The sequence below is a fragment of the Asticcacaulis aquaticus genome (assembly GCF_028550415.1).
GTDB lineage: Bacteria > Pseudomonadota > Alphaproteobacteria > Caulobacterales > Caulobacteraceae > Asticcacaulis > Asticcacaulis aquaticus.
Genome location: NZ_JAQQKX010000019.1, coordinates 13,011 through 25,823 on the forward strand (window position 1 = coordinate 13,011; position 12,813 = coordinate 25,823).

General features: G+C 58.3%; 12 protein-coding genes and 1 tRNA gene. 8 read left to right on the top strand and 5 right to left on the bottom strand.

Translation table 11 applies throughout. The features are described 5' to 3' along the window. Window positions 1–7 precede the first annotated feature (7 nt). Complete coding sequence (gene panC / locus PQU92_RS17200; RefSeq protein WP_272749525.1) at window positions 8–874, bottom strand: pantoate--beta-alanine ligase; 867 nt, start codon at window positions 872–874, stop codon at window positions 8–10. Window positions 875–930: 56 nt separating this feature from the next. Between panC and PQU92_RS17205 the strand changes: the two genes are divergently transcribed. The 4 genes from PQU92_RS17205 to PQU92_RS17220 all read left to right on the top strand — a co-directional run bounded on the left by PQU92_RS17205 (window position 931) and on the right by PQU92_RS17220 (window position 4,505). After that, on the top strand, window positions 931–1,668 hold the full coding sequence (locus tag PQU92_RS17205; RefSeq protein ID WP_272749526.1) for an SPOR domain-containing protein: 738 nt from the start codon (window positions 931–933) through the stop codon (window positions 1,666–1,668). A 40-nt stretch (window positions 1,669–1,708) separates the two neighbouring features. Further along, window positions 1,709–3,346, top strand: a complete 1,638-nt coding sequence (locus PQU92_RS17210; protein WP_272749527.1) for a phosphatidylglycerol lysyltransferase domain-containing protein — start codon at window positions 1,709–1,711, stop codon at window positions 3,344–3,346. Between the two features lie 168 nt (window positions 3,347–3,514). Next, the gene (locus PQU92_RS17215; protein ID WP_272749528.1) at window positions 3,515–4,063 is read left to right on the top strand and encodes a response regulator transcription factor; all 549 of its coding nucleotides are present in this window, start codon (window positions 3,515–3,517) and stop codon (window positions 4,061–4,063) included. 1 nt (window position 4,064) lies between these two features. Next, on the top strand, window positions 4,065–4,505 hold the full coding sequence (locus PQU92_RS17220) for a hypothetical protein (RefSeq protein ID WP_272749529.1): 441 nt from the start codon (window positions 4,065–4,067) through the stop codon (window positions 4,503–4,505). On the opposite strand, the gene sfsA is transcribed toward PQU92_RS17220, so the two are convergent. Continuing rightward, the gene (gene sfsA, locus PQU92_RS17225) at window positions 4,484–5,185 is read right to left on the bottom strand and encodes a DNA/RNA nuclease SfsA (protein ID WP_272749531.1); all 702 of its coding nucleotides are present in this window, start codon (window positions 5,183–5,185) and stop codon (window positions 4,484–4,486) included. The genes PQU92_RS17220 and sfsA overlap by 22 nt on opposite strands. A gap of 37 nt (window positions 5,186–5,222) precedes the next feature. Between sfsA and PQU92_RS17230 the strand changes: the two genes are divergently transcribed. From PQU92_RS17230 to PQU92_RS17240, 3 genes are all read left to right on the top strand, one after another. Then, the gene (locus PQU92_RS17230; RefSeq protein ID WP_272749532.1) at window positions 5,223–6,026 is read left to right on the top strand and encodes a competence/damage-inducible protein A; all 804 of its coding nucleotides are present in this window, start codon (window positions 5,223–5,225) and stop codon (window positions 6,024–6,026) included. 145 nt (window positions 6,027–6,171) lie between these two features. Next, window positions 6,172–7,620, top strand: coding sequence for a M20/M25/M40 family metallo-hydrolase (locus PQU92_RS17235; protein ID WP_272749533.1), 1,449 nt, complete (start codon window positions 6,172–6,174; stop codon window positions 7,618–7,620). A 45-nt stretch (window positions 7,621–7,665) separates the two neighbouring features. Further along, a tRNA-Leu gene (locus PQU92_RS17240) sits at window positions 7,666–7,750 on the top strand. 25 nt (window positions 7,751–7,775) lie between these two features. On the opposite strand, the gene PQU92_RS17245 is transcribed toward PQU92_RS17240, so the two are convergent. Further along, a complete protein-coding gene (locus PQU92_RS17245; protein WP_272749534.1) occupies window positions 7,776–8,834 on the bottom strand; it encodes a tyrosine-type recombinase/integrase in 1,059 nt (352 codons plus the stop codon). Window positions 8,835–9,299: 465 nt separating this feature from the next. On the opposite strand from PQU92_RS17245, the gene PQU92_RS17250 reads away from it, so the two are divergent. Beyond that, a complete protein-coding gene (locus PQU92_RS17250; protein ID WP_272749535.1) occupies window positions 9,300–9,998 on the top strand; it encodes a PDDEXK family nuclease in 699 nt (232 codons plus the stop codon). Between the two features lie 79 nt (window positions 9,999–10,077). Here PQU92_RS17250 and PQU92_RS17255 read toward each other — a convergent pair whose 3' ends face one another. After that, window positions 10,078–10,797 carry a hypothetical protein gene (locus tag PQU92_RS17255; protein WP_272749536.1) on the bottom strand — a complete coding sequence of 240 codons (720 nt, stop codon included), beginning with the start codon at window positions 10,795–10,797 and terminating at the stop codon, window positions 10,078–10,080. Between the two features lie 486 nt (window positions 10,798–11,283). Next, window positions 11,284–11,709: a hypothetical protein gene (locus PQU92_RS17260; RefSeq protein ID WP_272749537.1), complete on the bottom strand. Its 426-nt coding sequence runs from the start codon at window positions 11,707–11,709 to the stop codon at window positions 11,284–11,286. Between the last annotated feature and the right edge of the window lie 1,104 nt (window positions 11,710–12,813).

The following is a 12,813-nucleotide window of genomic DNA, read 5'->3' on the forward strand; positions in this document are numbered from 1 at the left end:
GGCTGTTTTATATCGCGATATTGTCGATCAGGCGCGTCTTGCCGAGCCAGGCGGCGGCCAGCAGGCGTAAGGCACGTGTGTCGGGACCGGCTTCGGCCAGGGTTTCGGCATCGCGCAGGGTGATGTAGTCGACCGGGCCGAAACCGGCGGCCCTGAGGTTTTCGGTGGCGGTCTGCAAGGCCGCCGCGCGGTCGCCGCCGCTCCGCACGACCTCGGCGACAGTATTCAGCTCGACAATCAGCCGTGCCGCCGTCCGGCGCTCGTCGGCGCTGAGATAGGCGTTGCGCGAGGAGAGGGCGAGGCCGTCGGCTTCGCGCACGGTCGCCAGACCCACCACCCTGACCGGCAGATCGAGGTCGCGCACGAAGGTTTTGACCACCTGTAACTGCTGATAGTCCTTCTCGCCGAAGACGGCGACGTCGGGCTGGACCTGATTGAACAGCTTCAGGACCACGGTCGCCACGCCGTCGAAAAATTGCGGGCGGAATTCGCCTTCCAGCGTGAGGGCCGGGCCGTCGACATGGACGGTCGAGGCAAACACGTCCGGGTACATCAGGTCGGCTTCGGGCAGATAGACGAGGTCGCAGCCGACCGTAGCCAGCAGCGCCGCGTCCCGGTCTTCCTGACGCGGGTAACGGCCGAAATCCTCATGCGGGGCGAATTGCTTCGGGTTAACGAATATCGACACCACCACCACGTCACAGAGGCTTTTGGCGTGCTCGACCAGCGCCAGGTGCCCGGCGTGCAGGGCACCCATGGTCGGCACGAAACCGACGCTTAACCCCTTGGCGCGAAAGGCGCGCACGGCGTCGCGCAGGGCGGCGAGGTCGCGCACGCGCGTCACGGTGTAAGGTGTCAGATCGGCATTCAGCATGCGTGTTAACCAGTTTTGCTAACGGCGATTTAAGCGCCGTGTGTCAGGGTGCCTATATGCGCTCCCCGCCCCCGTTTTCAAGTCTGCTGGCCCTGACGATCTGCCTTGCGGCGACCGGCCTGAGCGGCTGCGACCTGCCCAGGGGCGACGGCAAGGACTTTCAGCGGATGGCCGCGCGTTTAGCCGAAATCGATGTGGATGGGAAGGGTGAGGCGTCATCCTCGTCCTCATCGTCCGAGGCGTCGCGTGACGAACAGATCGAACTGGCCTTCGAGACGGCGAAAGAGCTGACCACCGGCAAGGACGGTCTGGTCGCCCATGCGCCGAAGATGAACATCCGCATCGTCAACCCGCTCGACATGGAGCGCCCCGACGCCGATACCAAGCTCGATACGGGCCTGCCGGACGCGACGGAGGTGGCTCAGGCCGAGGTGTTCGCCCCGAAACCGGTGCCGGTGGCGACGAAGACCGTCGCGGTGGCCGAGGCGCCCCCGGTGGCGAAAGCGGCGACGAAGACCGCCACGAAAGCCTTGCCTAAAAACGATGAACCGGCGTTCAAGACCATCCAGATCGGTTCGTTCAGCAGCCGCGACGGCGCGAAAGCCGCCTGGGCCGCGCTTCAGGCGCGTAATCCGGGGCTTGAGCGCTTCAAGCCGGTGCTTCAGGCGGTCACCACCGCCGACGGCAAGCCCATGGTCCGTCTGCGCGTCGGGCCGGTTGCGTCGCCCGAACAGGCCGAGCGGCTGTGCGGCCAGCTGGGCATCACCGACAGCTGGTGCATCCGGGCGGGGTAAAATCCCTTCTCCGAATCCGCCGCGCGTGTAAAATGCGGGCATGAAACACCCCAAGGATATCCGCGGGCTGGTCCTCGACTCGGTCGTGCGGCTGGTGCCCAAGGTCATGGCCGTGCTGATGATGTTGGCCGGGGCCTTGCTGCTGGCCTCGGTTCTGTCGCCGATCGACCCCGAAGCCCTGCCGTTCGTGCGCAAGTGGCTGCCGCTGGAGGTGGTCGAACTGTCGCATATTGCCGGTGCGGTGACCGGGGTGTTGCTGATCTTCGCGGCGCGCGGCCTGTGGGAGCGCATCGACACGGCGTGGTATATGGCGCTGGGCCTGCTGCTGGCCGGGGCGTTTTTGTCGGTGACGCGTGAACTGGCCTTCGGCGTGGCCGAGGTTATGGTTTTGTGCGCCCTGATCCTCCTGCCGTGCAAGCGCGCCTTCAGCCGCAAATCGCGCATCCTGACCCTGACGCTGAAACCCGGCTGGCTGATCGTCACGGCCGCTCTGTTGCTGCTCATCGCCATCGGCGGTTTCTACTTCTATGAGCGCATCCCCTACGGCCATACCCTGTGGCAGCGCTTTTCCTATGAGGCCAGCGTGTCGCGCTTCCTGCGCGGGCTGGTCATCATCGCGGCGACCGTCCTGCTGTTTGCGCTCTATCGTCTGTTCGGCATCGCCCGGACCGCCCCGGACCTGCCGGACGAGGACGACATCGAGGATCTGCGCGGCGTCGTGCAACTGGCCGACGATCCTCAGGCGTGGCTGGCCCTGACCGGCGACAAGCATATATTATGGAACGAGGACCGCACGGCCTTTGCCATGTACGGCGTGTCGGGCCGTAGCTGGGTGGTCATGTCGGCGCCGGTCGGACCGGAGGCCGAGGTGGCGCGGCTGGGCTGGCGGTTGAAGGAAATGGCGTCTCTGGCCAAGGCGAAGCTGTCCTTTTACCGCGTCGGGCCGGAATTCCTGCCGCTGATGCTCGATCTGGGGCTCAGGCCGTTCAAGATCGGCGAGGAGGCTCTGGTCCCGGCGCAGAGCTTCGATCTGGCGGGCAAGAAGGGCTATGCCTTCCGGCAGGTGTGGCGCCGGTTCGAGCAGGTCGAGGCGACGTTCGAGATCATCGCGCCCGAAGCGCTGGAAAGCCATCTGCCGCGCCTGAAAGCCATTTCCGATGCCTGGCTGGAGGACAAGGGGGCGAAGGAAAAGGGCTATTCGCTCGGTTATTTCGACGCCGACTATATGCGCCTGACGCCGGTGGCCGTCATCCGCATCGGCGGCGAGATCATGGCGTTTGCCAATCTGTGGCCGTCGACGGGCAAGGCCTCGCTGAGTCTCGACCTGATGCGCTACGCGCCCGATGCGCCGGCCAATATCATGGAATATCTGTTCCTGCGGCTGATCTTCCACGCCCGTGACGAAGGCTTCACCTATTTTAGCCTTGGCATGGCGCCTCTGGGTGGCCTTGAGGCCAAACCGCTCAGTCCGGCGTGGTATAAAATTGCCGCTCTGATCTACGCCTATGGCGGCGAGGTCTATAATTTCGACGGGCTGCGGGCCTGGAAGGAAAAGTTCAAGCCGGTGTGGAAACCCGTCTATTTCGCCGTATCCGGCAACGAGACCGCCCTGATGCCGGCCCTGTGGGCGGTGGTCAATCTGGGCGGCCGTGTGGATAAGCTGCGCGACGAGGACTAGCTCAGAGGTGGGTGCCGCGCAGACCGGCACCTTTGCGTGACCCATAGTCCTTCGTGAACGTCGTTATTTGTCAAATTGGGAAGCGCAGGCCCCACTTAGTCTGGAAAAGTCCGGGTTTTTCTGATTTATACCGCTCCGAATAAAAGGTCGTGCGTAAGGAGTGTCGTTGTGGAGAACCCGTCGGGGGTAGAGAAGTTATCTGCCCGTCAGAAGGAAATCCTGCGTCTGGTCGCCCAGAACCATCAGGCCAAGGAAATCGCACGCCTGCTCGACATCGGCGAACGCACCGTCAAGACCCATACCGAAGCCGCGCGCGAGCGTTTGGGCGTCGCCACCAGTCGCGATGCCGCGCGCCTGCTGGTGGCCTATGAGGCGCAGGCGACCCCCCAAACAGGGGTCGGTCGCGACGACCGAGGGGCGGCAAGACCGATACCCGATGCCGCCGACCCCGCTAAGTTGCCCCTTGCCGCCGAGGGGGCGGGGCCATCCGGTGATGGCGCGAGGGATATGTCCCACCTTCGCGCTGTCCCGGATATCGGCCCGCCGGACGGCAAATATACACGCCTGCAGGCCTATCTCCGGCGCCTGAATCCCGTCCAATGGATCGGCCTTATCCTCGTTCTTGCCCTGGTCTCGACGCTTCTGGTCAGCGGTCTTTTGATTGCCGCGGTAGGTATGATCGAGGCCATAGAGCATGTGGTGGCCCGGCTCGAATAGAATGCGCGACATCGCCCATATTATCTGGATTTCTGTCGGGCTGATTCTGCTCGTGGGGGTCACAGCGCTCGCCTTGTGGCGCGGCGGGCGGGACGAACGCATCGCCGCCGTCATCATCTTCATCGCCTCGTGTCTGACGCCGCTGTTTCAGGATAAGGTCACCTATTTTCCCGGCGCGGCGGCCCTGATCCTCGACGGATTCATAACGGTCTATTTTATCGTCCTGTCGCTGATGACGCGTAAGGTCTGGACGCTGGCGGCGGCGGTCTGCATGATCAACACCATGACCGCGCATCTGGTGCACCTGATGACGCCTGAAATGAATATGTACAGCTATCTGACCGGGATCGGTTTCTGGGGCGGGATCGCGCTCTATCTGGCGATCGGCGGCGGCGTGTGGGAAGAACGGTTGCGCCGCCGCTACAAGATTTCCAGCCTGTGACTGTGAGCAATTCCCGCCTCTGATACGGGCCACGCATGGGCGTAAAATTCGACGCCACCGGCCCTGGCCGCATCATAGGCCGCGCCGAATTTACGGTCGAGATCGCGGGCGATATCGAAGCGGACCACGTCGTCGCGCTGAACGCAGAAGACCACCGCCGCCCGGTAACCCGTCTCGACCATCTCGATCAGTTCATGCAGGTGTTTCGCCCCGCGTTCGGTGACGCAGTCGGGAAATTCGGCCAGCCCCGGTACGCGCGAATAGTGGACGTTCTTGACCTCGACATAGACATCCGGCTGAGACGAATGGTCCTGCAACAGCCAGTCGATGCGCGAATTATGCCCGTATTTCACTTCGGGTCGCATAAGCGGATAGTCGCTCAGGTCGGGGATCGCGCCGTCGCGGATCGCCATCGCGACCAGCCGGTTCGGCCACTGCGTATTGACGCCCACCCAGGTGCCGTGTTCGCGCAGCGCCTCCAGCCGGTATTGCAGTTTCTTTTTCGGGTCATCGACGTGGGTGACCAGCGCTTCTGTGCCCGGATCGAGGAGCCCCAGCATCTTGCCGGGGTTCGGACAATGGCTTAGGATCGTTTCACCGGTATCAAGTTCGACTTCAGCAAAGAATCGCTTGTATCTCGATACCAGACGGCCTTTTGTAAGGCGCTTTGCAAACATCATGGGAAGCCTCCGCGTCTTTCCATAAGGAGCCGCCGCCGTGACGGTCAAGACTGAAGACGAAAACCCGACCGCCGCCGTCATGATCATCGGCGATGAAATCCTGTCGGGTCGGACGCAGGACACCAATGTCAACACCATCGCCAAATTCCTCGGGGCGCTCGGCGTCGATCTAGTCGAGGTACGTATGGTGCACGACGTCGAGGCGCAGGTCGTGCGCACGCTGAACGAACTGCGCACCAGCGTTGACTACGTCTTCACCACCGGCGGCATCGGCCCGACCCACGACGACATCACGGCGGACTGCGTGGCGAATGCCTTCGGTGTCGGCATAGACGAGCGTCAGGACGCGCTCGATATCCTGCTGGCGCGCTATGGCGGCGACGCCAACCTGCTCAATCCCAACAGCCGCCGCATGGCACGCATCCCCGATGGGGCGAGCCTGATCGTCAATCCGGTGTCGGGCGCACCGGGCTTTCAACTGGAGAACGTCTTCGTCATGGCGGGCGTGCCGCGCATCATGGCCGGGATGCTCAACGATCTGCCGCACCGCCTGCGCCACGGGCAGCAGGTGCAGTCGCGCACCGTCAAAGCGACCTATGTCCCCGAAAGTCTGGCTGCTGACATTTTGAAGTCGCTCGATGCGCAATATCCGGACCTGTCGCTGGGCTCATACCCCTTCGGCATCTATCCCGAAGAATTCGGCACGCAACTGGTCATCCGTGGCCGCAATGCCGACGACCTCGACGCCGCTTTCGCCGCCCTTCTGGCGGGCCTGCCGCCCATCGTGGCACAGGCCCGCCAGCGCTATCCCGATGCCCGCTTCGAAGAGGTTGTCGGGTAAATATATCATACCTCCCCAGCTTGCTGGGGAGGGGGACCGCACGACGCGCGAAGCGCGAGATGCGGTGGTGGGGGCCTTTACGGTTTCAAAAGCCCCTCAATCCGGTTTTTGCAATCCATCTCCTGACCCGCTCGTGAGTAAGAATATGAAAAAAGCGATCCTCCTCCTGACGTCTGCTCTCCTTGCCGTTTCCGCACCCGCCATGGCCGCACCGAAGCCTAAAGCGGCCGCGACGCCGGTCGCCCCCGAAGCCCCGGAAGTCACCGCGACCAAACTGCGCGACGCGGCGCTGAAATCGAACCTCGCCTACGACTTCGTGGCCGAACTGACGACGCGCTTCGGCGCCCGCCCGGCAGGCTCTGAGTCCGAGCGCAAGGCGGCGGAATGGTCGGCTGCGGAACTCAAGAAGATGGGCTTCGACAATGTCCGCATCGAAAGCTTCCCGCTGCAAATCTGGCAGCGCGGGGCCGAGAGCCTCGAAATTGTCGGCCCCTTCGCGCAAAAGATAGTCGTGACGGCGCTGGGCGGCTCCGGGGCGACCCCGGCGGCGGGCGTCGAGGGCGAAGCGGCGATCTATGAGACCTATGCCGAATTCGCGGACTCCAAGGCCGATCTGACCGGCAAGATCGTCGTCATTCTGCAACCGACCGTGCGCACCCAGACGGGGCAGGGCTACGGCGTCAATTCCGGCTCGGTCCGCCGTCAGGGGCCGGAACTGGCCCGTTCGCGCGGGGCGGTCGGTTACGTCATGCGCTCGCTGGGGACCGAGGACCATCGCTTTGCCCACACCGGGGCGACGCGCTTTTTGGGCGAGCAGGGGCTGGCGGCGCTGGCCATGTCGCCGCCGGATGCCGAGCAGTTCGAACGCCTGCTGAAGATGCAGCGCGAGGGCAAGGCCGGACCGATCCGCCTGAAGATGCTGTCGACCCCGACCTTCAAGGGCGCGGGGACGTCGCAGAACGTCATCGCCGAGATCAAGGGCACCAAGCGTCCGAACGAAGTGATCGTCATCGGCGGCCACCTCGATAGCTGGGACCTCGGCACCGGGGCCATCGACGACGGGGCGGGCGTGGCCATCACCATGGCGGCCGCCAAGGTCATGCTCGATCAGGGCGTGCGTCCGGAACGCACCGTGCGCGTGGTGTTCTGGGGCTCCGAAGAGGTCTCGCAACCGGGCGATCAGGGGCTTTCGGGCGCCAATGCCTACGCCACCGCTCACGCTGGCGACACGCACATTGCGGCGGCCGAAAGCGACTTCGGCGCCGACGTGATATATTCACTGTCGCTGCCCAAAACCGACTATCCCGACTTCAACAAGAAACTGGGGATTATTCTCTATCCGCTGAACATCTTCGTCGACCGCGTCGTCTCGACCGGCGGCGGCCCCGACACCTCGCCGCTCAATGCCAAGGGCGTGCCGGTCTTCGACCTGCAGCAGAACGGCACCGACTATTTCGACGTTCACCACACGGCGGACGATACGCTGGACCGTATCGATCCCAAGAAGATGACGCAAAACGTCGCCGCCTGGGCGGCGACGGTGTGGATGATCGCTAATACCGAGGTGGTCTTCCAGCCGACGAACGGAAAATAAACTTTGCCGCGCGGGCGTTTTTGGTTAGAACGCCCGCACCGGTTTGCGGGCATGGCGGAATCGGTAGACGCAACGGACTTAAAATCCGTCGGAGTAATCCATGCCGGTTCGAGTCCGGCTGCCCGTACCACCTTATTTATAAGGGTTTGCCGTTTTCAGAGACCGGCGTTTTCTTCTTGGTTTTCACCTTGGTTTGACATTTTCGCGCCGTACATGCGTTCTCGAAGTTTTTGAGCCTTTGCACGGGATGCAGATTCCCGGTTCGTGTATCGCTCCAAGATGGATAGGTTAGCGAGGCTATGGCCTGTCACGAAGGCTATATCTTCTGCCTTCCATCCTGCTTCAAATTTCCGGGTGACAAACGTCCCTCTCAAATCGTGAAATGTCTTCCCAGTGATACCCGCATCACGACAGACGCTAGACCATGCAGACCGAAACCCGTCGCCTTTGGGGTTCCACGGCTCCCCTGATCCATTGCAAAGCACCGTCACAGAGTCAGGGTGAGGATGATTTGAAAGAACTTCGAAAAGTTCAGGTGACACCGGCACGGCAACCGGCACGTCTCCCTTGTTCTGACGCAATTCGATAACACCGTCCTTGATGGCAGTCTTCGATAAGATCAACAAATCGCCTTGCCTTTGTCCGGTTTCGAGTGCGAGAGACATTGCCAGACGCAAATGAGGGGGAGCGGCTTTGTTGAACGCATCGATTTCGTCTTGGCTCCAAACGATGTGCCGCCGGTCACCTTCCTTTAGCTTAGAGACACCTTCCGCCGGGTTGACCTCGATATCTCCCTGTGTCTTCGCCCAAGACAGAAGCAGTTTGAGAACGGTGATCGTGTAATTCGCTTGCTTGGGATGGCCTGACATCTCGTCCCGCCAAGACGATAGGTGTTTCGTCATGAGCGGTCGTTGGGCGACGGACAGTTTCATCTTGCCCATCTTGATGCTGATTTTCGTTAGGAAGCCGCGATAATCCTTCTTTGTGCGCTCCGATAACGAGCGAAACTCGTTCGATTTGGAGTACGCAAAAATCAAGCTGTCGATATTGTTTGAGGGTTGCTCGGACCTCATCGCTTTAGCCAGATTTTCATGGAATTCCGGAGTGCCGATCTTGCCGAGAGAGGGGGCTCCGCGCCCCCTCCCGTAATAGCCATAATAGACGACCTCGCCGGTGCAGAGTGTCTTCTTTTGGCGGCGAACGCCTTTCGGCATTCGGGGTTGCTCCTTAAGTCGTGCGGAAGAAGACATTGAATTCTGCGTCAAGATCGGTGTCGTCATGGTTCTGATCTGCAATCCTAATTCTTAAGCTACCGTCGCAATCGAAGAGGACTTCGCGCGGGGTGTGGCCCACTGCTTTCAGCGCTTTCAGGGCCTTTTTGATTTCTACTGTCGATATGAATTGCCGTCGGGGCATATGTTTTTCTCCTTGTGGATAATGAGTGCCGCAGTCGAACCGGAATGCTTCTCGACTTTCCGTTCAGCGACATTTGACGGTATAGATTGCCTCGCGACGCTCGACTTTGAGCGAATGAGTGATGTGGAAAAGCCTTGTTAAACAGCAATCTATCATCGAGGGATTGGCGCAGACGGCTTGCCGTTACTCGTGACGACAACGGGCAATTCGTTGTTGAGCCTAGAGGCCGGGCTGAAAAATATATCTCTGCCGTGGGAGCGCTCATGCACCGGCAGGGCTTCAGATACACTCGAAACGACGCCAGTCTTCCGGGGCGACCGCACTTTTATCTTCCGAAGTTTCGGGCGGTGGTATTCGTTTGTAACTGCGATTCCGCCTACGGCTTCGAGCATGACTGCTATGCGCTCCGGGAGAAGAGCGAAGGCCATCTTGCGGCGGAGGAGGAGAACACTCGGCTTCTCGATTTGGTGACTGTTGCGGTTGAAAAGCTTGGGGTTCGTGTTGAGGTCGTTTTCAGATGCCAGCTTGATGACGCCGACGGCTTGGCCGCTAGTCTGAAGGCGTTTTTGGAGGGGGGAGAGACCTATTCAGGACGAGACCCGTTGTCTTGGTATCACCGACAGGGCGACCTCTCAAAGTTCGGACTGGAGGGTGCCTTAAGAGAGCGCTTTCTGGTTCCAGTCGTGATCTCTGATCCTACTTGGATATCCAAGCGGCAGATTTTTATTGGCCGGCTTGGCGGGGATCATGCACAGATTGTCGGTACGATTTCTAAGTTAGGGTTGAATCGGGTAGGCGAACTCAAATTCGGCTTCACGGATCGGTCTGGTGCTTTTTTGAACAAGGTCGTGGCTTTGAAGTATGCCATCCGGCACAGTCTAGTGCCGGAGCGGCTTTTATCTATGTCCCGTGAGTTGGACTGTAATGACCTCAACACACATTCCCCGTGGCGACTCCCCTAAGCGTCGCAGGCGGGCAAGTATGTGGAGCGCACCGCCGTCATCTAAAACGGGCCGAGCACCTCAAGCGAGCTTCCTTGAGTCATTCAGAGCGTATTTGTCCGCGAACAAACGCACCGACGACTTTGGCAGCTTCTGGCGTGTTGAGCGCATACGCGCCGGATAGGTGAGGAATAACGAATAGGTGTCGTTCGCCTTCACGTCTCTGATATACTCGCTTTGACCGCCCTTTGATCGGTATGTCGTGAAACGCTAGGCTCCCGACATCGCCGAAGGTGATTGATTCAAACTTCGCTCGATATGTGGTGCCTGTGGCAATCACCAGTCTTGGTTGGCACCTATCGATCATTTTCCGGATGACTTGAAATCTGTTTTCTTCGACCCAGCGTCTGTAAGAGACCTTATCCGCGAAACCTGTTCTAAGTTTTGCCTCGTCTGGAAAGTCTGCCATGTTGTTGCACGGCAGGGGGTACAAATTGGCTTTGAAGTACCGAGATTCGGACGTGGCAAACGGCTGATGCAGCCGCGCGAAATCTTCGTAGCTGTTGTTTGAGCCTTCTATAGCTGCGAGCAAGTGAAACGCTTGGCAGTTAAAGCGCCACGTTAGTTGCAAGTCGATATCATATGCGCGAGCTTTTTGGCTATAAAGGCTCTCAGAAGACGCATCGTTTTTGGCTTTGCCCGGCTCAAGACCCAGCAACCAAGTCGAGGGGCTTTCGGGAGTTCCGGGATTGCCACCGTCAACACCACACATTTCAGTTAGCAAGTACTTACGATAGCTGGAGATATTGGTCTCGATCACAGTCATGTCTCCCCATGTAAGTATTTTATACCAGAAAATATCTCAAAAGTCAGCAGCCTCCCAATAATGAGGGACCGGAGACATCAACTAAGTCGGTCTTATATCTGCTTCCGTGACCATTGTGTTATCTAGTTAATACGGTCGGAAGCTGAAGGCACTCTATGCCGTCAACGCGTGAAAAAATCTTTTTCGACTGAACTTATCGAAACATAAATGAACAACGAGATAACGTCGTTACTTTGATGGCGATTTTGCGGCTTGCTGATCTCGTGTTCGTCCGTCATGCCGGTGGTCTAGGCTGTAAGGTGTCACTGTATAAGGGGCCTTAATTTTTTATGTCCCCCGAGAAACTCCAACAGGGTGAAGAGGTGACGCCGATTTCTAAGACTTCGGTCTTTATCTCACCTCTCACCACCGCCGGACCCATCTTGAGATACTGGGTGCATTGTCCATGCCGAGTAAAATGCTGTATTTGTCAGATATAACCTAACAAGTTTCAGCTAATTTCCGTGCTTGCTCATATATAGGGCCGTTGCGCTCATTTATGGCTAACTTTATTCTATAACATATAGCCAATGGAAGTAGTTTTAAATGATCATTATCAATTTTATTTGTTGAGCTTATTTCCGGGTATCCACTGTAATCGCCCATATTTAATTTATCAATTTCTGATTTAAATAACAGAAAGGCAATCATATTTGATTTTTGAAAATATGTCTCAATTTCAGATGGGAGTGACCTCTGACTATCAATAAAAATATCACCCGACTTCGAAATTCTAATTCTTGGATTTATTACTGTCAGGTAATGATCAAGAGATTTTAATATGCTCTTGTCACTGATGACGTCTTCTTTAGACAATGGTTTATCATTTACAATCCCTTGTTTTTTAAGCGCTTCTGCAAGGCTCATAAATCATTCCTTTTAACTGTTGATAGTGCTTATAGAAGATCGCCGGAATGCACGACGCCGGAGGCGGAGTTGCTGACGAGCGATCTTCTTCGCGCCGTAGGCGCGTTTTTGTTTTACAGATACAAACTATATTCTCAGTTCTGTTTCTGCATTAGGCGCCTTCGGCGCCAAGGAAGCAGAACTGTCGCGCCTGACGCTCGCGTTGCTCGCTGCGCTCCAGTCTGCTTCCTGTTAATGTAGGTCATTTGCTTACCGGGATGTACCGAAGGTATAGAGAAATCCCCCCACCTACAAAGAAGAGCGCTAGGGGCTCAACCTCCGGAGAGGTCTTTGTAGGTGGGGGGATACTCAAGAATGAGATGGTGAAGGACATTACGACGTGACGAGTCGAGCACAGGCGGAACCCATTCTCCCGTGCGTAGTCCTGAATCCCGGCTTTCGCCGTTCGGTTATCCGCTTTAGGCGGAAGCACGCTCTGGAGACTTACCTTCAATCTCCGGAACGCCGAGCTTTCGCTCGTCCTTTCAGGTTCTCATCGGCAAAGCTGGGGTCACTTAAAAAGTGGACGCTCCCGCACCCGCGTCTGAATGGTCTTTGATACCAGTCGCTGCGCTTGCTCATCCATCCGGTCTACGTCCCGGAGAGGGTGGTGCCGAGGGGCGTCGGCTATCTTCCCCTGCGCTATGGCCCTCATGTCAACGAGGTCAGTTGGCTACTATGTTACCACCGCCAGCGTCAAAAATCGACGTGAAATATGCTGATATTGCTGCCTTTATTTCGGCTGTTGCCTCTTGAAATTTTTATCACGACGCCCACCCACCACCCATACACTCGTGCCGCCTTCTGTGGACGGCTTGAAGGCTCCATTCTTTCACCCTTGTGCCGTTCGTCGTCCCACCCTGTAACCAATTCGGGATGGCTGTAAGCATTGCATGGCTTAATGTCTTGTCGTAACCTTCAAAGGTCAGATGAGTTCACGATGACGTGGTTGACGTTTTTGCTCATCCGTCGGGAAATTTTTGGCTAGTTGAGGTCTTGCTGCCGCACAATTTACCGTTGTGTAGTGCCTCAGGATTTGCATTGTGTTTGCCGGCATGAATTTGG

Bases quoted from the DNA above. Each gene is read 5' to 3' on its own strand.
- panC (WP_272749525.1), bottom strand. From the start codon at position 874: ATGCTGAATGCCGATCTGACACCTTACACCGTGACGCGCGTGCGCGAC.
- PQU92_RS17205 (WP_272749526.1), top strand. From the start codon at position 931: ATGCGCTCCCCGCCCCCGTTTTCAAGTCTGCTGGCCCTGACGATCTGC.
- PQU92_RS17210 (WP_272749527.1), top strand. From the start codon at position 1,709: ATGAAACACCCCAAGGATATCCGCGGGCTGGTCCTCGACTCGGTCGTG.
- PQU92_RS17220 (WP_272749529.1), top strand. From the start codon at position 4,065: ATGCGCGACATCGCCCATATTATCTGGATTTCTGTCGGGCTGATTCTG.
- sfsA (WP_272749531.1), bottom strand. From the start codon at position 5,185: ATGATGTTTGCAAAGCGCCTTACAAAAGGCCGTCTGGTATCGAGATAC.
- PQU92_RS17235 (WP_272749533.1), top strand. From the start codon at position 6,172: ATGAAAAAAGCGATCCTCCTCCTGACGTCTGCTCTCCTTGCCGTTTCC.
- PQU92_RS17245 (WP_272749534.1), bottom strand. From the start codon at position 8,834: ATGCCGAAAGGCGTTCGCCGCCAAAAGAAGACACTCTGCACCGGCGAG.
- PQU92_RS17250 (WP_272749535.1), top strand. From the start codon at position 9,300: ATGCACCGGCAGGGCTTCAGATACACTCGAAACGACGCCAGTCTTCCG.
- PQU92_RS17260 (WP_272749537.1), bottom strand. From the start codon at position 11,709: ATGAGCCTTGCAGAAGCGCTTAAAAAACAAGGGATTGTAAATGATAAA.